Here is a 21,592-nt window from a genome sequence, read left to right as displayed (position 1 = left end):
GTCGTGGTCAATCGGCATGGAACAAAAGCGCGACAGGTGGAGGCAATAGGAGCCGGCTTCGGTCATCCACGGGGAGACAGCCCATCTCACGGTGACCGATCACGGATGTCAACCTGGGCACGAAAGCCACGTCAGCCCATGGCTATTCGGCTAGCTCCAGAAGTAGTCCGCGATCAGCTTCATCGATAAGAGGAGAAGGGTAAGCTCAATGATCCGGAAGAAAACGCCATCCGGCAGTATCTGTGTCAGACGCCTGCCCACCACGGTCCCGACTATCGCCGCCGGAGCAAGCCAGAGAACGAGTTTCGTGTCGAAACTCGAGAACTGCTGCAGTTCCCAATAGGGGACGATCTTTGCAGCGTTGACGATGGCAAACAATATCGTCGCCGTACCGGCGAACTTCATCTTCTCGAGGTTCTGCGGCAGCACGTACATTTGGAATGGCGGCGCGCCAGAGTGAGACACAAAGCTCGTCAGCCCCGTAAGGATGCCCCAGAAAGTTCCGGAGGCTACCCCGGCTTGCCTTACGCGTGCCCTGTAACGTCCGCCGAACCATGCGTTCAAACAGAATATGACACCGACCGCCCCTACCAGCATGCCAATGAACACACTCGACAAGTGCGCGCTAAAAGCCCAACCGAGCGCGACGCCGACAAGCGACGTGGGGGCCAGAATTGCGAGATTCCGCCCGGAGTAGCTATGACGATAGAGATAAAGACCGACCATGTCGCTGGCGACGAAGATGGGAAGCAACAGGGCGGCGGCGGTGACGGGCGAGATGACTAGCGCGAGAAGCGGAACTGACAGGGTCCCGACAGAGGGGAGCCCGCCCTTCGACAAGCCGACTATGAACGACGACAGAGCCGCGATCGCGATGATATAGGGGGTATGCTCTATCAAGGTTGGTCTCTTCGAATTGGATGACGCAAATGCGTCGCGTCTCTGGCAACCGCTACGCAAGAAGTGGCAATAGTGAATCGATGCTCTTCTTGGCGTCTCCATAGAACATACGGGTGTTCTCTTTGTAGAACAGAGGGTTTTCGATCCCCGAGTAGCCGGTACCCTGCCCTCGCTTGGAGACGAACACCTGCTTGGCTTTCCAGACTTCGAGGACCGGCATGCCGGCAATCGGGCTGTTCGGGTCCTCTTGCGCCGCAGGGTTCACGATGTCGTTTGACCCGATGATGATCACGACGTCGGTCTCGTGGAAGTCCTCGTTGATCTCGTCCATTTCCAAAACGATGTCGTAGGGAACTTTGGCTTCGGCAAGGAGAACGTTCATATGTCCGGGCAGCCGACCCGCAACCGGGTGAATGGCGAAACGAACGTTTTTGCCGGCGGCCCGCAATTTCCGCGTCAACTCCGAAACGGCTTGTTGCGCTTGCGCCACCGCCATGCCGTACCCGGGAACGATGATGACGCTGCCGGCGTCCGTTAGAGCGGCTGCGACACCTTCGGCGTCGATGGCGACCTGCTCGCCAACGATCTCCATGACGGGTCCGCTCTGCGCTCCAAACCCTCCCAGAATTACCGAGATGAAGGAGCGGTTCATCGCCTTGCACATGATGTAGGAGAGGATCGCGCCGGACGAGCCGACGAGCGCGCCGGTGACGATCAGAAGGTCGTTGCCGAGCGTGAAGCCGATGGCGGCGGCCGCCCAGCCGGAATAGCTGTTCAGCATCGACACCACCACCGGCATGTCAGCGCCGCCGATGCCCATGATCAGATGGTAGCCGATGAAGAAGGCGGCAAGCGTCATGGCAAGCAACGTCCAGGTGCCGGCACCATAGACGTAGAGCACCAGTAGCAGGAGCGAAAGAAGGGCCGCACCGGCGTTGAGCAGATGACCGCCCGGCAGCTTCTTCGCCTTGCCGTCGACCTTGCCGGCAAGCTTGCCGAAGGCGATGACGGAGCCGGTGAAGGTGACCGCGCCGATAAAGACGCCGAGGAACACCTCGACCTTCATGATCGACAGTTCCACCGGTTCCTTGTGCGCGAGGATCGCGGCAAAGCCGGTCAGTGCGGAACGGGTCGCCGCATCGAGGCCGGCGACATCTGCCGCTTCGATGTGGGCGTTGAAGCCGATGAACACGGCGGCGAGACCGACGAAGGAATGCAGTGCCGCAACGAGTTGCGGCATCTCGGTCATCTGGACGCGAGAGGCGACGAAGTGGCCGAGCACGGCCCCACCCGCGATCATCAGCGCGATGATGAACCAGTTGCCGACATCGGGTCCGAAGACCGTGGCGACAATGGCAAGGCCCATGCCGGTCATGCCGTACCAGACGGCGCGCTTGGCGCTTTCCTGGCCCGAGAGACCGCCGAGCGAGAGGATGAAGAGAACGGCTGCCGCAATGTAGGCGGCCGATACGACACCGATCATCATGGTGATACCCCTGCCCGATCAGGATTTCTGGAACATGGCGAGCATGCGCCGTGTGACGAGGAAGCCGCCGACGATGTTGATCGTGGCGATCAGCACCGACATCGACGCAAGCAGCACCACCAGCCAGTTGCCAGAGCCGATCTGCAAGAGAGCGCCGAGAATGACGATGCCGGAAACCGCGTTGGTGACAGCCATCAGCGGCGTGTGCAGCGAATGCGAGACGCTCCAGATGACCTGGAAGCCGACGAAGCAGGCGAGCACGAAGACGACGAAGTGGCCCATGAAGGCCGGCGGTGCAAAGGCACCGACAAGAAGCAGCAGCGCCGTGCCGACGGCGAGCAGCGTTAGCTGGCTCTTCGTCTGCGCCTCGAAGGCCGCGGCCTCGGTGGCGCGCTTTTCCTCCGGCGTCGGTTCCTTCACCTTCTCTTGTCGCTTCTGCGCCGCGATCGCGGCGATCTTCGGCGGTGGCGGCGGATAGGTGATCGCACCCTCGAAGGTGACGGTCGCGCCACGGATGACGTCGTCCTCCATATTGTGGACGAGCTTGCCATCCTTGCCCGGCGTCAGGTCGGTCAGCATGTGGCGAATGTTGGTGGCATAGAGCGTCGACGCTTGCGCGGCCATGCGGCTCGGGAAATCGGTATAGCCGATGACGACGACGCCGTTGTCGGAGACGATCCGCTGATCGGCAACCGTCAGGTCACAGTTGCCGCCGCGCTCGGCCGCAAGGTCGACCACCACCGATCCCGGTTTCATCGCGGCCACCATGTCGGCAAGCCAGAGTTTCGGTGCATCACGTCCGGGGATCAGCGCGGTGGTGATGACGATGTCGATCTGAGGTGCAAGTTCGCGGAACTTGGCAAGCTGCTTCTCGCGGAACTCGGGCGAAGACGGAGCCGCATAACCGCCGGTGGCCGCACCGTCCTGCTGAGCGCCGTCGAAGTCGAGATAGACGAACTCGGCCCCCATGCTCTCGATCTGTTCGGCGACTTCAGGGCGCACGTCAAAGGCATAGGTCTGGGCACCAAGCGAGGTGGCGACGCCGATCGCGGCCAGACCGGCGACACCTGCACCGATCACCAGCACCCTCGCCGGCGGCACCTTTCCGGCGGCCGTCACCTGCCCGGTGAAGAAGCGGCCGAAATTGTTGCCGGCCTCGATCACCGCGCGGTAGCCCGCGATATTGGCCATCGACGACAGCGCGTCCATTTTCTGCGCGCGGCTGATGCGCGGCACCATGTCCATGGCGATGACGTTCGCGCCCTTCGCCTTGGAAAGCTCGAGCAGTTCGGCATTCTGGCCGGGATAGAAGAACGAGATCAGCGTCTTGTCCGCAGACAAATACGCGGCCTCGCTTGGCTCGGGCGGTCTGACCTTCGCGATGACGTCCGCCGCCGCATAGAGTGCCGCGGCATCCGGCACCACCTGCACCCCTGCCGCTCGGAACGCCTCGTCGGAGATGCCGGCCTTGAGGCCGGCTCCGGTTTCGACCAGGCATTCGTGTCCAAGCTTCTGAAGCTGTTTGGCCGACTCTGGCGTCATTGCGACACGCGCCTCGGCTGGGGCGATTTCTCTCGGTGTCCCGACCTTCATCGTCAAATCCAAGCTGTTTGCGGATGGGTTTGGTCGGTGCCCCGCCCAAGTAGACGACGGCCCCGCCAACGGCAGGGCCGTCCACTCCGGTTACGTTCTCTTCCGCTTCTGGCGGAGGACGTCAGCAACCACGGCAGCGACGATAATGATGCCCTTGATGATCTCTTGGTAGTAGGCGTCAACTCGCAGGAAGGTGAAGCCAGAGGTCATCACACCCAAGATAATGGTTCCAATTACCGTGCCGGTAATGCGTCCCACGCCGCCGGCGAGCGAGGTGCCGCCAATCACGGCCGCGGCGATGGCGTCCAGTTCGTACATGACACCCATACCGGACTGCGCCGTCTGTGCGCGCGCGGCGGTCACGATGCCTGCGAGGCCTGCCAGAGCGCCGGCAATCGCGTAGACCTTGATCAGATGGGCCTCGATGTTGATGCCGGAAACGCGGGCCGCTTGAGGATTGGCACCGATTGCATACGTGAACTTCCCGTAGCGGGTGTAGCGAAGCGCGATGTGGAAGATCAGCGCGACGACAAGGAAGACGATTACGGGCCATGCGCCGCTGCCGATGAAGTTGAACTGGTCGGTCAGGCCGGAAACTGGCTGACCCTTCGTGTACCATTTCGAAACTCCGCGGGCCGAAACCATCATCCCCAGCGTGGCGATGAACGGCGGTATCTTGGTGAACGCGATCAGGCACCCGTTGATCAGGCCGGCTCCCACGCCGATCAGGACGCCGACCGCGATCGGGATGATGGCGGGAAGATCGGTCAGATCAGGATACATGGCCCGCGCCCACGTGGACGATTGGGCAAAGCCTGCGGCGACCATTGCCGTCATGCCGACGACCGAGCCGGAGGACAGATCGATGCCCCCGGTGATAATGACCTGCGTCACGCCAACGGCGATGATGCCGATCACCGAAACCTGCAGGATCATGATCGTCAGACGCTGCGAGTTCATCAGGAAGCTTTGGCCGACGAAAATCCAACCGAGAATCTCGTAGGCGAACGCAATGCCGATCAGCACCAGAAAGATGCTTAGTTCCGACGGTAACTTCCGCTTCCGTCGAGGTAAATCGTGAGTTGCCGTATTGGCCAGGGCGTTGCTTTCCATCTTAAATTCCTCCACTTGTCCGGCTTCAGCGCGAAGCGAGTTCCATGACCTTGACCTGGGTGGCCTCGGCTCGATCCAGGAAACCGGTTACCCTGCCCTCGTGCATGACCATGATGCGGTCGCTCATCCCGAGGACCTCTGGCATCTCCGAGGAAATCATGATGACCGCGACGCCCGCCTTCGCGAACTCGGTGACAATCCGGTGAATCTCAGCCTTCGCGCCGACGTCGATGCCCCGCGTCGGTTCGTCGAGGATGAGAATCTTCGGATTGGTGAGCAACCAACGACCGATCAAAACTTTCTGCTGATTGCCGCCCGATAGGTTTTCAATCCTCTCGAACATCCCAGGTGTCTTCACACGCAGGCGCTTTGCCATTTCCTCGCAAGCCGCCTCGATTGCGCGCTCCTGGACAAACCCGCCTTTCACATAACGGTCGTGCAGAACGGCGACTTGCATGTTCTGGAGGATGTCGAGGATCAAGAGACACCCGGTATCCTTTCGATCTTCGGTTAGAAACGCCATCTTGTTTCGGATCGCCACCGTGGGTGTCGAGACATCCACCTGCTTTCCGAAGAGTTCGATCGTTCCCGAGGTGGCGGGCGTGACGCCGAAGATGGTCTCGGCGACATTGGATCGACCGGAGCCCACAAGCCCGGCGACGCCGAGAATCTCGCCGGCCCTGACGTCGAAGCTGACGTCCTCGAATACGTCTTTGAGCGTCAGGTTTTTGACGGACAGGACCACGTCTCCGATCGGGACGTCCTCCTTGGGGAACATCTGGGTAATCTCGCGGCCCACCATCATGCGGATGATGTCGTCGCGGGTAACGTCGGCTGCGGCGTGGCTACCGATGTACTTGCCGTCGCGAAACACCGAGAATTCGTCCGCGATCTCAAATAGCTCGCTCATTTTGTGGGTGATGTAAACGATCCCGATCCCGTGGGCGCGCAGGTCGCGAATGATCGCGAACAGGTGTCCCACTTCGGTCTCCGTTAGCGCCGAGGTCGGCTCGTCCATGATCAGGACATCCGACTCGTACGAGACCGCCTTGGCGATCTCCACCATCTGCCTGTTGGCGACGGACAGGTATCGAACCTCGATTTCCGGGTCGATGTCGATCTTGAGACGTTTGAAAAGTTCGGACGTCATCCGATGCATTTCGCGGTGATCCACAAAGCCGAAGCGGTTCTTGGGCTCCCGTCTAATCCAGATGTTCTCGGCCACCGTCATGAACGGCATCAGGTTGAGCTCCTGATGGATCATGGCGATGCCGTTTTCCAGGGCATCCAGTGGGGACTGGAGTCTGATCGGCGTTCCGCGGAGCGTGACCTCGCCCTCGTCCGGGATGTAAATACCGGCGAGGATTTTCATGAGTGTGGACTTTCCCGCGCCGTTTTCGCCCATGAGAGCGTGGACGCTACCGCGCTTGAGGCGGAACGAGACATCGTCAAGCGCAAGCACGCCTGGAAATTCCTTCCGAATTCCCTCGACAGCGAGCAGATATTCGGCGTTTGGAACCGCGCCGCTTCTCCGGACTGCCGACATGGTCGATGGACTGATCGAGGACATGCTCTTGCCTCCCTTCAGGATAGAGGGGCGCGGTCAGGAACCGCGCCCCTGCGTCCGTTAGTTCTTCGCGGTGTACTTATCGAGGTTCTCTTTGGTCACGAGCTCGAACGGGATGTAGGTCTTCTTTTCGACCGTCTCGCCGCGCGCGATCTTCAGCACGGTGTCGATCGCGCCGACGCCCTGCCCCTTCGCGTTCTGGAAGACCGTCACGTCGAGGTCGCCCGCCTGCATCGCGGCAAGCGCATCGGCCGTGGCGTCGACACCGCCAACGACGACCTTGTCCATCGGCTTGCCGGCCGCCTTGAGGGCCTGAATCGCGCCGAGGGCCATTTCGTCGTTGTTGGAAATCACGGCGTCGAACTCACGTCCCGCAGAGAGCCAATTGCTGACAAGGTCGAGAGCAGGCGTGCGCATCCAGTTCGCGGTCTGTTCATCGACCACCTCGATGCCCTTGCATGCATCCGACGCGAGGACATCATGGGTCGCTTTCGTGCGCCCGCGCTGGCCGGTTGTCCCGAGCTGGCCCTGGATGATCACAGCCGTGCCCTTGCCGCCGAGCATCTTGCAGACCGTTTCGGTTTCAAGCGTGCCGGCCTGCTCTTCGTCCGAGCCGACAAATGCCTGCTTGTCCGGGAGGCTGTCGACGTTGGCCGGGGCGTTGTTGACGAAGACGAGCGGAATGCCGGCTTCGGCCACGCGCTTCGAGATAGCCGCACCGGAGTCTGCATCAACGAGCATGATGACGATCCCGTCCACGCCGGCGGCAATGAAATTCTCGACCTGGCTCTGCTGCTTGGCAATGTCACCCTGGCCGTCTTCCGTGTTGATGGTGACGTCTTTCAGGCTCTTGCCGTGGTCCTCCATCGATTGGCGAAGACCGGTGAGCCAGTTATCGTCGAACAGCGACATTGCAACGCCGATCGTCTCGGCATGAGCGGCCACAGACGTCATTGCGACAATGGCGGCGCTGAGCATGAGTTTCTTCATTGTTTTCTCCTCCACATTGAGGCGGTGCCTGCGGCTACCGCCAGAAAACCGGCAACAGTTATCCATCCCCGCGGAAGGTCATTTCCGCCTGGGTACACCGCCCGGCCGCGGTGCAAATTCTCTATGGATGCCTTAGCCCGGAGCCGATCCTGTTCCCTCGCGGGTCGGCTGCCGGGTCATATCTGTCTTAGGCGAACCTTGGCTTCAGCCAGCCGCCGCCTTGTTCATGGCTGTCGACCACGGCGTCGACGAAGGCCACGCCTTTCAAACCGTCGTAAGACGTCGGTACATTCGAACCTGAAGGCCCGGGGGCGCGACCGTCGGCTTTCGCGCGGATAGCCTCGGCGAAGCCCTGATAGAGGTTCGAAAACGCCTCGATGTAACCTTCCGGATGACCGGGCGGCGTCCGCGTGCGAGCCTTGGTATCGGCGCTCAGGTCATCGCGACCACGCTTGATCGTCTTCGGAGCGCCGAACAGCTCGGTGAAAATGAGTTCGTTCGGGAACTCCTGGTGCCAAACGAGACTGCCGGTCTCGCCGAAGACCCTGAGACGCAGACCGTTGGATTGGCCGATCGCAACCTGAGACGACCAGAGGAGGCCCCTTGCCCCGCCTTCGTAGCGGATCATCACGTGGGCATTGTCGTCCAACGCCCGCCCCTCGACGAAAGTCGCGAGGTCGGCCGAGATAGCCTCCGCCTTCAGACCGGTAACGAAACCAGCAAGATGATACGCATGCGTTCCGATGTCCCCGATGGAACCACCGCGGCCATTCTTCTTCGGATCGGTTCGCCAGGCAGCCTGCTGGTTGCCCTGGAGCTCGATACCCGTCGCCATCCATTCAAGCGGATACTCGACCTGGACAACCCTGATCTTCCCGAGATCGCCCCGAGCCACCATTGCGCGGGCCTCGTGGATCATCGGATAGCCGCTGTAGGTATACGTTACGCCCACAAAGCGGCCCGTTTCCTTGGCCAGGTCATGCAGTGCAATCGCATCTTCGATCGTCGTCGTCATCGGCTTTTCGCAGATGATTTCAATGCCCGCCTCGACGAAGGCTTTTGCAATCGGAAAATGGGTATGGTTGGGAGTGCAGATCGCAACTGCGTCAATTCGGTCGGCCCGATTAACTTCGCCTTCGACCATCGCCTTGAAGCTGTCGTAGGAACGGTTGGGTTCGATGAAATTCTCCGCTGCGAAAGCATGTCCGCGGGCTGGATCGACATCGAACGCCCCAGCGACCAGTTCGAACTGGTTGTCAAGGCGGGCAGCGAAGCGGTGGATGCCGCCGATGTATGCGCCTGCGCCGCCGCCAACCATGCCAAGACGCAATCTGCGTTTAGAAAGAGAGGAGCCGCTCACCGGATTATCCTTCGATACCAAGAATTTCGTTGTTCACCGCACGATCCGCGCCAGACTTCACGAAGTCGTCGAATGCCCGTTCAGAAACGCGGATGATGTGGTCGTCGATGAAGCGAGCGCCCTCGGCCGCACCGTCTTCGGAGTTCTTGAGAGCGCATTCCCATTCGAGAACAGCCCAGCCGTCAAAGTCATAACCGGAGAGTTTCGAAAAGATCGCGGCGAAGTCGACCTGACCGTCGCCCGGCGAGCGGAAACGGCCGGCACGGCTGATCCAGGGCTGGTAGCCACCGTACGCACCCGTCTTCCCGGTTGGCCTGAACTCGGCATCCTTCACGTGGAAGGTCTTGATGCGCTCGTGGTAGTGATCGATATACGTGAGGTAGTCGATCGACTGCAGCACGAGATGGCTTGGGTCGTACATGATGTTGCAGCGGGAATGGTTGTCCACTCGGTCGAGGAACATCTCGAATGTAAGACCATCGTGGAGGTCTTCCGTGGGGTGAATCTCGTAGCAGACGTCGACCCCCTCGTTGTCGAAGGCGTCGAGAATGGGACGCCAACGGCGTGCAAGCTCGTCGAAGCCGTCGGAGATCAAGCCATCCGGCCACTGCGGATAGGGATAGAAGTAAGGCCACAGCAGCGTTCCGCTGAACGTCGTGTGCCGGTCGAGACCAAAGCGGCGCGACGCTTTCGCGGCGCAGAGGAGTTGGTTGACCGCCCATTCCTGGCGAGCCTTGGGGTTCCGGTGCACCTTCTTGGGCGCGAACGAATCCGCCGGCAGATTGAACGAGGGATGCAACGCGACGAGCTGGCCTTGCAAATGGCTTGCGAGATCGGTGACAACCAGATCGTGCTCCGCGAGCGTCTCCTTGAATTCGTCGACGTAGTCCTGGCTCTCGGCGGCGAGCTCGAGGTCGATTACCCGGGTGTCCCAAGTCGGAATCTGGACGCCCTTGAACCCCTTGTCAGCGGCCCAGCCCGCGAGCCCTTTGATCGAATTGAACGGTGCTTCGTCTGCCGCGAACTGTGCGAGGAAAACACCCGGTCCTTTGATAGTGCGCATTGCTTCCACCCAAACTTAAAGAGCTGCCGCGGGATGGGGAACCGCGTCGTACGCTCCCCAGATTCCCTGGTCGAAATTCACGATCGCGCCCGTCATCAGCCCGGATTCCGCCGAAGCCAGAAAAGCGATCGCACGCGCCACCTCGGCCGGATCGATCAGGCGGCCATTTGGTTGCTGCGCCGCTGCCTTCACCAGCCAGTCATCCGGTTGACCGTCGACGACGCGCTGAGTGCGATCCTCGCCTTCGGACGCCATCCAGCCGATGTTCAGGCTGTTGACGCGGATGCGGTTGCGCAAGACTGCATAGGCGGTGTTTCTCGTCAGCGTGTCCAACGCGCCCTTCGACGCGCTGTAGGCGGAGAGGAACGGCTGGCCGCCCATCGACGACATGGTCGAGATGTTGACGATCGTGCCTTGTGTTTCGTCGCGCCGGAAAAGACGGATCGCTTCCTGCATCAAAAAGAACGGCGCGCGCGTATTGATGGCGAACAGCCGATCGAAGAGCTCCGGCGACGTTTCAAGAATGGTGCCCCTATCGGTCGCGCCCGCGACGTTGATCAGGGTGTCGATACGACCGAAGGCCCGATCCGCTTCGGCAACGACATTCCGGCAATCGTCGACGACCGACAGGTCGGCTTTCACAAAGAGTGCCCGGGAGCCGAGTTCTTCGAGCTTGGCGACCTGTTCCCGGCCCTTTGCCTCAGAGCGCCCGCAGATCACGATTGCTTCAGCGCCACGCCGCGCAAACAGCTCAGCGGTTGCGGCTCCCAACCCTTGAGTGCCGCCCGTGATCACCGCGACCTTGTTTTCGAACTGATTTTCCATTGTGAACTCCACCAGTCCTTCACACGCCGACGCGCTGGCGCTTGCGGCCATTCTGCTGCTCTTCGGCGGCTGCGTTTACTTCCTTGCGGGAGCTAACCTGCGGCACACCAACGTCCCACCAGGCATCGCCTGGCGTCCAGGTAAAGGCATCGGAGACGATCGTCAGAACGGTCGTCCGGTCCGTCGACTTTGCCCATTCGACAGCCGCGCCGAGATCGGCCAGGCTGTCCACGTGGCGCGTCAGCGCTCCCATCGCCTCGGCATGCTTGCCGAAATCGACCGGGAATGGCTCCTTGACTCGGCAATCCTTGAGCAAGTTGTTGAAGCCTGGCGTGCCCTTGGCGTTCTGAAGCCGATTGATGACAGCGTAACCGCCGTTGTCGCACACGATGAGGATCATCTTGTGACCGGACAGCACGGTCGAATAGACGTCCGAATTCATCATCATGTAAGTGCCGTCTCCGATCATCACGATCGGCGTCCGCGTCGGGTCGGCCATCGCAGCGCCCCAGCCGGCTGCGATCTCGTACCCCATGCAAGAGAAGCCGAATTCACAGTCGAAGGTGTTGGGTGCCTTTACGCGCCAATTCTTCATCACTTCGCCAGGCAGCCCGCCGGCCGCCGTGATGAGCAAGTCACGCTCGCCCGCTTTCTCGTTCACGATGCCCACCACCTGGGCATAGGTCGGGATCGCGGCATTCGTCGGCTTCTGATAGCCGTCCAACGCTTCATTCCACTTCGCGAACTCCGTCTGGCCCTTCTTGGTCCAGCCTGCGTCCGCGCGGTAATCGCCGATGGCTTCCGCCAGTTCCGTGATGGTCTCCAAGGCGTCACCGACAACCGCCACCGCCTGATGCTTATGGGCGTCAAAGCGCGCGGCGTTGATTGCAACAAACTTTGCATCGGGGGAAAAAGCGGTCCACGAACCCGTCGTGAAATCCATCAGCCGCGTTCCGACGGCAAGCACGACGTCGGCCTCTGCGGCCATCGCATTTGCGGACGTCGAGCCCACGATGCCGATCGGCCCGACGTGCGCCGGATGGTCGTGTGTTACGGTACCCTTCCCGGCAATGGTCTCGCACAGCGGAATGCCGTGCTTTACAGCGAACGCCGCGAGTTGATCCTGCGCGCCCGAATACCGCGCACCGCCGCCGGAGATGATCAGCGGACGCTTTGCCGCCATCAGAACTCGAACCGCCTGTTCGAGGCTCCCCCGGTCGGGGCGCGGTCTCGGCGACCGGTGGACGGTCGGGGCGAAGAAGCTCTCTGGATAATCCCAGGCGATCTCCTGGACATCCTGGGGAAGCCCTATGAAGGCGGGACCGCAATCGGCCGGGTCCAGCATGGCGGCGACCGCCTGCGGCAAGGACGAAATGATCTGCTCCGGATGAACGATGCGATCCCAATAGCGGGTAACCGCCTTGAACGCGTCGTTCACTGTGATCGTCGGGTTTGCGAAGTGCTCAACCTGCTGCATCACCGGGTCAGGACGGCGGTTGATGAAGGTATCTCCGGCAAGGAGGAGGACCGGCAGGCGGTTGGTATGCGCGACACCCGCTGCGGTCACCATATTCAGAGCGCCCGGACCAATAGATGCCGTGGCAACCATGATTTGGCGACGGCGAGTGGCCTTTGCGAAACCGATCGCCGCGAGAGCCATAGACTGTTCGTTCTGCCCACGCCACGTCGGGAGAACGTCCTTCACGGCTTCAAGCGCTTCGGAAAGGCAAGTGACATTGCCGTGGCCGAAAATCGCGAACACCCCTGGAAAAAGCGGTTCGCGCTTGCCGTCGATCTCGGTGAATTGGTTGCAAAGGTAGCGCACCAGGGCTTGAGCCATGGTCAAACGAACAGTATTCATAATGGCCTCCCAGATCGACATAATTGCGTCGATCACTGCTGATGGGAATTTTTATTGCGACTTCGCATCAATTGCAAGTGTTTTTGCAATTTTTGTTGCGAAAGCCTTTTTGATCTCCTCTCGAAGCAGCCGAAAGCGCCGCGCCTGGAACTCAATCGTTCGCGTCGAGACAGCGAAATATTGCAGCAAAACCAATAACTTCACTGTCCATCAGGGCACTCGCCCTACGCTCGACGTCTACGATCCGATGGCCTCCATGTTCTAGTGGCTCGACCCACCGACTGACCACTCGCAAGCATGCCAATTGACGCTCGTCGAATGCTTCGCGAAGAAACAACGTTGACAAATTTCTATATCTGCAATTTTTATTGCGCGCATCCCACCCAAGTCAGTGGTGGCCTACGCTGGAGGAAAATATGCTCAAGATTGCCCTATTGGGCTGCGGCAGAATCGGAAAGATGCATGCAGCTACCATCGATCGCGCGGGTGACGCGGAGCTAACCGCTGTTTTCGATCCTGTAACGGAAGCGGCGAAACAAGTTGGAGCCCAATTCAATTGTGCAGTGGCCGCGACCGCTGAGGAAGCGATATCCCTCGCAGACGCGGTGTTGATCGCGACGTCCACGTCCACGCATGCCGATCTTATCGAACAATCGATCCGCGCGGGCAAGGCAGTATTCTGCGAGAAGCCCATTGATCTCTCTCTGGAACGCGTCCTGAAATGCCAAGAAAGCATCGCCGGATCGAAACTTCCAATCCAGATTGGATTTAACCGGCGCTTTGATCCGGGCCACCGAGCAGCCCGTGACGCAGCCCGAAACGGCGACATCGGGAACCTGCAGCAGGTCATCATTACGTCCCGCGATCCAGGCTTCGCCTCTCGCGACTACATCCGAGCTTCGGGTGGGATTCTTCGCGACATGACGATTCACGACTTCGATCTGGCGCGCTACATGCTCGCCGAGGAGCCGGTCGAAGTCTTCGCATCTGGCAGCGCGATCATCGACCCGACCCTGGCTACCGAGTTCGGCGACGTCGACTCAGTCATGGTGGTCATGAAGACAGCATCCGGAAAACTTTGCTCGATCACGAACTCCCGCGTTGCGACCTACGGCTACGACCAGCGTGTGGAACTGCTCGGTTCCAAGGGCATGGTGATCTCCGGCAATCGCCGTCCCCACGAACTTCAGCGCTTCGGAGGCGAGAGCACGGGCGGTGGCGAGCCCTACCTCAATTTCTTCATCGAACGTTACGCGGAAGCTTTCTCGGCAGGGTTGGAGTCTTTCATTAAGGCGGCTGCCGCCGGAGCCGAAACCGAAGCCACTTTCGACGACGGCGTAAGGGCTCTGGCTCTGGCAGAGGCGGCAGTTCTGTCGCTCAAGGAGAACCGGTCCGTAGCGGTATCCGAAATCCTACGCTGATGGGGTCAGCCGCGCCCTCTCTGGTGGCGCGGCTTCCCTTCAGGTGCCTGCAAAGGCGCTTCAAGTGGGCGACGGACGGCACCTCTCCATACCGTAGCGCCGATTGATGCTTGATGCGGATCGCCGTGTAGCTCGCACGAGATCACGAATTGTTCCGTTCGAATGTGGAAAAGACCAGTATTCGGCTGCGATTCCGCCCAACAACTTACGATATTGTCGTCGTCGTAGTGGACCTTCGGAATCCTGGTGGTTTCCTTTCGAATCTTTACGCCTCTTGCGAAGCTCATGTGGTCCATCTGGAATTCCACAATCATGGGAGCACCGTCGAGGAAATAATCTCCCATGAGATCGCCGCACCTAAGAACAGCGGTTCAGGCGTCGATGCGACCAGAGGCGGATAACGATCGAGTGCGGCCGCCGGCTGGCGACTCTCACTGATTGCACGTCAAACTGGAACCGAGTAGGAGTTTTCAAGCGTCGATATTTTCAAGCATTTCTGGGTCACGCATGCCGTCATCTGAAAATCCATCATTGAAACCCAACTGTTTTCGCTGGCTTCATTTTAGCGACATCCACGTTGGGGTTAAAGAACAACAAGCGCTTTGGCCTCGGTTCGGACACCTCCTTGATGGCGACCTTGAGAAAGCTCTTGACCGCTCCGGCACCATCGATCTCGTCCTGTTTTCTGGCGATATGGTTCAGATGGGAACTAGCGACGAATTTGATCGGTTCGACGAGATCATGTGCAAGATCATCGACCGGATATCAGATTTCCAAGCCCGGCCACCGATGATTGCTCTTCCTGGCAATCACGACCTCGTACGTCCCGACTCCCTGGCTGGACATTCAGTCGCACTGGCCAATTACTGGCAGATGGCGGAACTTCGTGAGCGCTTCTGGGACAACAAAGGCGAGGATTATCGGAATTTTATCAACGGAGTCTTCGAGAACTTTACCAATTGGCAGAACCGGCTGATTGAGCGAGGCATCCATGTTCGCCCCTCCAGTACCGGCCTGCTCGCGGGCGATGCGTCGTACGTAATTAATACTTCGAGCGGAAGCTTGGGCATTGCCGCATTGAACTCTACTTGGCTCCAACTCAACGGTGGCGATTATACCGGCCGCCTCCATGTCGACGTCCGGCAACTGCACGCGATAACCGACGCAAGTCCGGATCAGTGGGCGCGGTCGAACGACGTCAGCGTGCTGGTGACCCACCAGCCTCCGAGTTGGTTACATCCGAGCAGCCCCTCGACATGGGAGAACGATATCAACCCGGCGGGCCGGTTCGACGTCCATCTCTACGGCCACATGCATGAACCGGACACTTCAACAATTGCATACGGCGGTGGCCAAGCGCGAAGAAGCCTACAGGCCGCATCTCTGTTCGGTATGGAGGTCTACAACGACTCGGTACAAAGGATTCAAGGCTATTCCGTGTGCGAAGTAGCTGTGGTCGACCAGGATAGGACTCTGACTGTATGGCCACGCAGATTGATTGGGGTGGTCGGCGGAGAAATGAAACTCGGCCAAGACCTCAGCCAAAACATCAACGAAGACACAGGGTGCTTTTCAATTCCGTACACTCTGGGCCAGAGGAAGAAAGCTCATCGGCGGGCTGAGCCAACCAGGCAACCCATTCTCACATCAGCGTCGGCGGATGTTGAAGACACTGATCTAAGCCCGAGACCGCGGTTCAACCTCGATGCGATAAGCTTCGCGCTCGCCGCAAGCAAAGCCCATTTAAGCGTACGTCAGCTAGAGCGTGATGTCGTTTCCGGCGGCCTGAAGGGAGACCGAATCGCTTGGGTCGCGGCAGATTGGGGCATGGGTCACGAAGGCTTTGTGTGGTCAATCAGCGAGAAACTCGGAATTGCTGCGACCTCCGTGTTCGCACTCGATTTCAATGGCTATCGCAATCGGAAAAGTTTCTTCGAGCGACTTCAGACACTCTACAGGGTCAGCTTCCAGGAAATCTGTGAAGCAATCGCAGATGCGGGACCTTCAATATTGATTTTCGACGATCTTGATTTTCCTCCCAGCAACGCCGTCGATGCGAGCTTCGAAGTTGACGTGGAAGGGCTCGCACAAACAGTGTCGGATTTCGCGAATGAAGCATTTATCATCATTCGAACGCGCCGCCCTACCCGCTTCGCAACTTTTGAGCAGGTCGAGTTGAAAGCACTCGATGAGGTTGACGTCGGCATTTATGCGGCCGCCAGCGAAATAGGCAGCGGAAATCTCTCGAAGCCTGAAGCCGCTTCGAAGCTATTCAGGCATACCGACGGAGTACCGAACCGGATTGATGTGGCTCTCCAAGACTTGGAAATCATCACTCTCGACGAACTCATGGAGGCGAATCCTGACTTCAGCGCATCTGGGGGAACGCTGATCGAAGCACCTCCAGCGCTCGTTGCGACGGTTTCAGAACTGCGTGCGTCTGAAGATCGCCAAGAACAGCGAGCGTGGAATCTTCTGCTTGCATTGAGCGCCCTCCCACACGGGGAGCAACTAGGCCGTCTCAAACGCTTCCTCGGGCCGCACCCGATTACCCTCGCGCATGCCCGCGCCCTGATAGATCGCTCGCTCGTTAACTCTGTATCGTTGGCAACCTTCGAAGGAATGGGAACCGAACCAAGCAAAGCTTTGGTCGTCCCACGTTCTGTGCGCGAGTATGTACGTAATGCGATTGATGACAAAACAGCGGAAGATATCGACCTGAAGGCGCTCGAACTTCATTTCGGAGAGAAGTGGACGATAGGGGAAATCCACGGGTCGGCGACTGGTAAGCGGGTGAGACAGCCACTTTGTGACGTCTACGAGATACAGAACGCGAGTACTTTGATACTACGCACGGTCCGCAGGTCGCTTGATGGAGGCAGTACCTCCACGGAGAACGCACTCAGGCTCGCTATTGCATTCGTCGATGCCTTGGAAGAGGGCGACCATTTCCGTACGATCTCGGGTTTCTGCGAAGACATGCTTTCCCTGATCGAACATGATGATCGTTATGACCGGGAATTAAATGTACTGCGCTATGAGTACGCTCGTAGTCTCAGAATGACGGGCCGCCACGCCGAGGCCCGCGCAAACTTTGATGCACTCGATGAAAAATTTCTGAGCAAACATCAAAAACAAAGCGTACAGTTGGGTCTGGCCTTGTGCCTCGATAGTCAAGGTGACCACGCCGGCGCGGCTGAGGCTGCAAAAAAAGCTATAGCTATCGATCGTCAGACGGGCAATGCGCTGCAAGCGCAGGCGATCCTCACTGAGCAGATGCAGGATAGTGATGAACGCGTCGCGGAGCTGAAGAAGATACTGCTAAAGGCACAAAAGAAACAAAATCATTCTCTGGTAAACACGATCAATCTAACCCTAGCGGCGGAAAGACGACGTAGAGGTCTGTCATCGGAAGACTTATTCAAGCAAATAGTCGTCACCCAGAAGAAAACTGGGGACTATTATAATGCCGCGCGAGCCATCGTCAGTCTTGCCTCGCTGGACGGCGCTGCCGAAAGGCTAACCTCAGAGGAAAAAGCTCATCTGGCTGCGGCCTACAATTATTTATACCACGAGCGATTATATAATTTGTTCGATCGGTGCCACGCGGCGCTTTGGAAACTTTTCTCGCACAAAGGTGATGCGGCGAGCCTGTTGAACCTATTCAGGCACAGTTCATTTATCTGGCGTCTCAACGGCAGAGAGGAACAGGAGACCAAATACCTTGCCGAATTGGCGAAGAAATTTGGCGATCTGATTGCCGCTGGAGTTTCGCGAACTAATCGCGATGGCGCTTATCTCATCGCCCGTGTCTCGATCGTGATGGGACAGCTGTCCGCGCCAGACAAGGAGACCAGGCAAACAGAGTGATGCCTTGCGAACATACCTCGCTGTCAGCCTCGATCCACATGGCTTCTGATGTCGACGCTGGACAAGAGACTGCACGCTGACCCATTTTAGCCCGCGCTTTGGAGAGCGCTGAAATGGATCGGATCGTGGTCTCGAATTCCGTCGAGAATCGACGACACCGCCGCTTGCGCTTCCGACATGTCAGGAAGCTTCAAGCCTCCTCCCCGATTGAGGCTATGGGAATAGAAGTGCATGAACTTCCGTGCCCTCTCGCACTGGACGGTGTCCTTGATTACGAGGGGAAGTTTGCTGTCGATGGCCTGGTGTTCGAAGAACTTGAACGCGAGGTAGCCTTCGACGAACCGACGCGCCATGTTGCCAAGGTTGAAGATGACCATCGCGTCATTGGACGGAGAGTTCGCGTACGCAGCAAGCTGATGGTATAAGAAGAGGTACTCCGAGCGGAACTGAAGGATGGACTTCGGGCATTCGATAATTCGGGAGCTGATGACCCCATTCGAGTCTATGCGTTCCACCATGAAGGCAGCTGAAAAGCCCTGTATCTTACGTCGCTGCATCCATTCCCAGCAAAGGTGGAAGAACTCGTAGTTATGTGTGGAGACGAACACCTGTTTTGCGAGACATCCGTATCTCGGAGTCGCGTTCTCATCGTACTTCAGGAAGGTATCCTTGAGGAACGCGTTTACATGGATGAGATGGTGCGAATCCAGGCTGGATATCGGATCGTCTATATAGACGATTGTGTCGGCAAGCAGGTTGCCGTTCTCCAATAGCTTTGTAACGAAGTAGCAGAATGCGATAGCCGTTCGCTCACCTTCGCTCAGGTTCCTTGCGGGACTGTCGCCCCGCATCAGCATGAACCTATCGTCGTCGGTGACTGTGACCTGAATGTCATTTTTACCGAAAAACCTCCGGAGCGCGTCGTTGATCGCAATCGCCCCCTTGGTTGTCTCTGACAATTCCTGTTGCAGGCGGGCGATCTCGACCTCCAGCCTGGCAATTTCGGTGACAGCGGCCGCTTCTGAGCTTTTGGTGATTTCGATCTCTCGCTGAAGACGCCGCAGATCGATCGTCTGCATCGCTGAAGCCACGTAGTGGTCCTTCAGACGGCTGAACGCCGCACCGCGCTCCGACGCGAATTCACGTGTGCGGCGGTTGTTCTCGTCTATCAGGCTTTGAAACCGCTCGGCCGCACCGCGTAGTTCCGCGGTCAAGGGCGAGACTTCGGGCGGAGAAACCGTCTCGAAAGGATTGTCACTTTTACGACGAAGGCGCTCAACGAGGTCTTGGAGCGCAGAATTGAACTCGTCGCGCGCGCTTTTAAACGCCGCACCGGCGGCAGCGTGTTCTTCATGCAGATCGGGATAGAACTGCGATTTCGAATAGGTCGCCCCATCGACGACCACAATGCGTGTTTCTAACCATTCGACCGCTTTCTCGAGCCTAGATTTGAGGTCTACAAAAGCCGTCGAAAAATGAGCGTTGAGCGAACGTAGGCGATCCCCCTCGATAACTCCCAGGCAGAATTCGCAATGAGTAGTGTTCTTGTGGATGTGAAGCCCAACCCCCACCCAGTTGCCGATCTCTGGGTTCTCCGCAAGCCGCGGAATCGTTCCAGACGATCCGAGCTGTTCACCCAGCAACGACACTGATGTCCCCCATTGTGGGTGCACATCGCGCAGATCAACATGAAGGTCCGGAAGCTCTTCCTTTTGGTCAACGGACAGCTTCAAACGATCCGAACGGAATACTTCATCGTCCAGTGGTGCAGGGACCTCGGAAGGCCACGTTTCGACAACCTGCCTTACATGTCGCCTGTCGAAGCGACCGGCTCCAAGCTCGCGAACGATCAGCGTCGCGCATTCGCTCTCGGCGTTGTTGATAATTTCGGTGTGACGCCTGGCAGTTTCGACAGCGGTAGTGCGTGCATCGATCGCGCTGGTGACGTCGAGCTTTCTATCAGCGAGTTCCTGCTGCTTTCCGATGTTTTCCGCACCTAGTAACACAATCGGATTGAACCCGGAGGCATCATCCCAGAACAAGTTGTCCTTTCTGAAGTCTTCGTTGAAGACTCGGACGATCGTTCCGCTACCGAAGGAATGATCACGGTTGACGCCGTCCGAGTGCGTAAGCGAGAACGTCGCATCGGGATAGTCCCGGTGGAGAGCGCTTGCCTCGAGACACCTGAAGACACGAGAGAGCGTCGTCTTTCCACTGTAATTCCAACCGTAGACGAGATTGAACAGGCCGAACTCGGGCATCGTATTGCCAGAGAAGTTATTGAAGACCCCGAAGTCCCTAACGCTGGAAATCCTCTTGAGCACTTGATGATCGCTCCCCCACTAAGGCTGCCGATGTACCGACGGCGCACAACCGGGAAATTAGTGAGATTCCCGCGCTGGTGGAAGGCCAAGAAAAGGCATCGATCGTACGCGTCAGTTCTTGAGCAGAAATCAATGATTAGGCACCGACAGAACCCTCGTGTCAGTGTGACTCGAACCGAGCGCCGTTCGTGCAGGGATTGGGAGAGCGATAACTTTGCATATGCTCTTTGGCCTTACGCCTTCCGGCGGAGATTTTCTGTCACGGTCGGGATGCGCGGCGATCCAGGATCATCCGCCTGCAGCATGGCAGCCAGCGATACGGCAATGCACTGAGTAAGGCACATGGGAGCCGCCAGGCTCCTCGAGAACGAGTACTCGTCCTCCGGAACCGTGAACAAGACGGCAGCGCTTTTCGCCAGAGGGGACAATTGACTATCCGTGATGGCAACCATTGGGGTTCCATTCTGTGCAGCGACATCCGAGATCGCCACGACTTCCTTGGCGTAGTGTCGGAACGAGATCGCCACGAGCACATCCTTGGGGCCCATGACCTGGGCCATTTCCGGCGCTAGCCCGCCGGAGGGGTCGAGCAATACGACGCGCCGACGAAGCATCGACAGCACGTAACGCAGGAATCGGGCGATAGGCTCCGATCTAAGCTGACCGGCGATGAAGATCGTGTCGGCGTCTTTCAGGATTTTGGCAGACTTCGAAAGGTCCGCTTCGCTGATTGAGTTCAGGAGTTCCTGAAGGGTTGCGATGTCCCGGACGACGAGGTCGTGGAGAAAGCCGAGATTGCCCTTCTTCTTGGTCTTTTCCAAGTCCGCATCAAGCGCGCTGATGCGCTCGCGGTAGCCTGGCGCAGCGGTGGACAGACGGGTCTGAAAGACCGCCTGCAACTGTTTGAACCCGGAAAACCCGAAGTGCTGCGCGAAGCGAACCAGAATGGAGGGATGCGCGCCGCATTGCTCCGCAATCGCGTTGATCGACTGCATGGCGACGATATTGGGGTTCTGCGTCAGGAACCGGGCGACCTGCTGGTATCGTTCGCTGAGGTTGGGATACTGGCTCGTTACCTCGTTCACAAACCCTTCGTAGTGAGCCAAGTTCACAGGTGCTTCGGTTTTCTGCTTCGTCCTTGGCATACGTACTCTCCCTCGACCGCGAGTAGTCGTTTTTCCGATCTCGCCATCGAACTCGCTACACTACAGTTATTGCA

At 58.6% G+C, this 21,592-nt stretch carries 14 protein-coding genes; 2 read left to right on the top strand and 12 right to left on the bottom strand.

Features of this window, described 5'->3' with window-relative positions:
• Positions 1–150: 150 nt before the first annotated feature.
• The 10 genes from AC070A_RS22850 to iolD all read right to left on the bottom strand — a co-directional run bounded on the left by AC070A_RS22850 (position 151) and on the right by iolD (position 12,758).
• Positions 151–900: a sulfite exporter TauE/SafE family protein gene (locus tag AC070A_RS22850; protein ID WP_492384593.1), complete on the bottom strand. Its 750-nt coding sequence runs from the start codon at positions 898–900 to the stop codon at positions 151–153.
• A gap of 52 nt (positions 901–952) precedes the next feature.
• Positions 953–2,386 carry an NAD(P)(+) transhydrogenase (Re/Si-specific) subunit beta gene (locus tag AC070A_RS22845; protein ID WP_492384592.1) on the bottom strand — a complete coding sequence of 478 codons (1,434 nt, stop codon included), beginning with the start codon at positions 2,384–2,386 and terminating at the stop codon, positions 953–955.
• 18 nt (positions 2,387–2,404) lie between these two features.
• A complete protein-coding gene (locus AC070A_RS22840) occupies positions 2,405–3,979 on the bottom strand; it encodes a Re/Si-specific NAD(P)(+) transhydrogenase subunit alpha (protein ID WP_492384591.1) in 1,575 nt (524 codons plus the stop codon).
• Positions 3,980–4,069: 90 nt separating this feature from the next.
• A complete protein-coding gene (locus AC070A_RS22835) occupies positions 4,070–5,092 on the bottom strand; it encodes an ABC transporter permease (RefSeq protein WP_492384590.1) in 1,023 nt (340 codons plus the stop codon).
• Between the two features lie 25 nt (positions 5,093–5,117).
• Entirely contained in the window at positions 5,118–6,662 is a 1,545-nt protein-coding gene (locus AC070A_RS22830) for a sugar ABC transporter ATP-binding protein (RefSeq protein WP_494773593.1), read from the bottom strand.
• Between the two features lie 57 nt (positions 6,663–6,719).
• A complete protein-coding gene (locus tag AC070A_RS22825; protein WP_492384588.1) occupies positions 6,720–7,649 on the bottom strand; it encodes a sugar ABC transporter substrate-binding protein in 930 nt (309 codons plus the stop codon).
• 187 nt (positions 7,650–7,836) lie between these two features.
• Entirely contained in the window at positions 7,837–8,967 is a 1,131-nt protein-coding gene (locus AC070A_RS22820; RefSeq protein WP_492384775.1) for a Gfo/Idh/MocA family protein, read from the bottom strand.
• A 46-nt stretch (positions 8,968–9,013) separates the two neighbouring features.
• Positions 9,014–10,072, bottom strand: a complete 1,059-nt coding sequence (locus AC070A_RS22815) for a sugar phosphate isomerase/epimerase family protein (protein WP_492384587.1) — start codon at positions 10,070–10,072, stop codon at positions 9,014–9,016.
• A 15-nt stretch (positions 10,073–10,087) separates the two neighbouring features.
• Positions 10,088–10,897: an SDR family oxidoreductase gene (locus tag AC070A_RS22810; RefSeq protein WP_492384586.1), complete on the bottom strand. Its 810-nt coding sequence runs from the start codon at positions 10,895–10,897 to the stop codon at positions 10,088–10,090.
• A 19-nt stretch (positions 10,898–10,916) separates the two neighbouring features.
• The gene (gene iolD / locus AC070A_RS22805) at positions 10,917–12,758 is read right to left on the bottom strand and encodes a 3D-(3,5/4)-trihydroxycyclohexane-1,2-dione acylhydrolase (decyclizing) (RefSeq protein WP_492384585.1); all 1,842 of its coding nucleotides are present in this window, start codon (positions 12,756–12,758) and stop codon (positions 10,917–10,919) included.
• A 416-nt stretch (positions 12,759–13,174) separates the two neighbouring features.
• Here iolD and iolG point away from each other — a divergent pair, with 416 nt between their 5' ends.
• Both iolG and AC070A_RS22795 read left to right on the top strand, forming a co-directional pair.
• Complete coding sequence (gene iolG / locus AC070A_RS22800; protein WP_494773592.1) at positions 13,175–14,179, top strand: inositol 2-dehydrogenase; 1,005 nt, start codon at positions 13,175–13,177, stop codon at positions 14,177–14,179.
• Between the two features lie 507 nt (positions 14,180–14,686).
• A complete protein-coding gene (locus tag AC070A_RS22795; RefSeq protein WP_492384583.1) occupies positions 14,687–18,049 on the top strand; it encodes a metallophosphoesterase family protein in 3,363 nt (1,120 codons plus the stop codon).
• An 86-nt stretch (positions 18,050–18,135) separates the two neighbouring features.
• Here AC070A_RS22795 and AC070A_RS22790 read toward each other — a convergent pair whose 3' ends face one another.
• Together AC070A_RS22790 and AC070A_RS22785 are read right to left on the bottom strand one after the other, a co-directional pair.
• Entirely contained in the window at positions 18,136–20,373 is a 2,238-nt protein-coding gene (locus tag AC070A_RS22790) for an AAA family ATPase (protein WP_492384582.1), read from the bottom strand.
• A gap of 233 nt (positions 20,374–20,606) precedes the next feature.
• Positions 20,607–21,518 carry a MurR/RpiR family transcriptional regulator gene (locus AC070A_RS22785; RefSeq protein WP_494773591.1) on the bottom strand — a complete coding sequence of 304 codons (912 nt, stop codon included), beginning with the start codon at positions 21,516–21,518 and terminating at the stop codon, positions 20,607–20,609.
• Between the last annotated feature and the right edge of the window lie 74 nt (positions 21,519–21,592).

Source organism: Ensifer sp. GW101-20A05 (assembly GCF_059424735.1).
Note: the sequence above shows the minus strand (reverse complement) of the source record. Positions and strands in the feature narration are given on the sequence as shown.

Excerpts from the sequence above, each read along its gene's own strand:
- AC070A_RS22845 (WP_492384592.1), bottom strand. The coding sequence starts at position 2,386 with ATGATGATCGGTGTCGTATCGGCCGCCTACATTGCGGCAGCCGTTCTC.
- AC070A_RS22840 (WP_492384591.1), bottom strand. The coding sequence starts at position 3,979 with ATGAAGGTCGGGACACCGAGAGAAATCGCCCCAGCCGAGGCGCGTGTC.
- AC070A_RS22835 (WP_492384590.1), bottom strand. The coding sequence starts at position 5,092 with ATGGAAAGCAACGCCCTGGCCAATACGGCAACTCACGATTTACCTCGA.
- AC070A_RS22830 (WP_494773593.1), bottom strand. The coding sequence starts at position 6,662 with ATGTCCTCGATCAGTCCATCGACCATGTCGGCAGTCCGGAGAAGCGGC.
- AC070A_RS22825 (WP_492384588.1), bottom strand. The coding sequence starts at position 7,649 with ATGAAGAAACTCATGCTCAGCGCCGCCATTGTCGCAATGACGTCTGTG.
- AC070A_RS22820 (WP_492384775.1), bottom strand. The coding sequence starts at position 8,967 with ATGGTTGGCGGCGGCGCAGGCGCATACATCGGCGGCATCCACCGCTTC.
- AC070A_RS22815 (WP_492384587.1), bottom strand. The coding sequence starts at position 10,072 with ATGCGCACTATCAAAGGACCGGGTGTTTTCCTCGCACAGTTCGCGGCA.
- AC070A_RS22810 (WP_492384586.1), bottom strand. The coding sequence starts at position 10,897 with ATGGAAAATCAGTTCGAAAACAAGGTCGCGGTGATCACGGGCGGCACT.
- iolD (WP_492384585.1), bottom strand. The coding sequence starts at position 12,758 with ATGAATACTGTTCGTTTGACCATGGCTCAAGCCCTGGTGCGCTACCTT.
- iolG (WP_494773592.1), top strand. The coding sequence starts at position 13,175 with ATGCTCAAGATTGCCCTATTGGGCTGCGGCAGAATCGGAAAGATGCAT.
- AC070A_RS22795 (WP_492384583.1), top strand. The coding sequence starts at position 14,687 with ATGCCGTCATCTGAAAATCCATCATTGAAACCCAACTGTTTTCGCTGG.
- AC070A_RS22785 (WP_494773591.1), bottom strand. The coding sequence starts at position 21,518 with ATGCCAAGGACGAAGCAGAAAACCGAAGCACCTGTGAACTTGGCTCAC.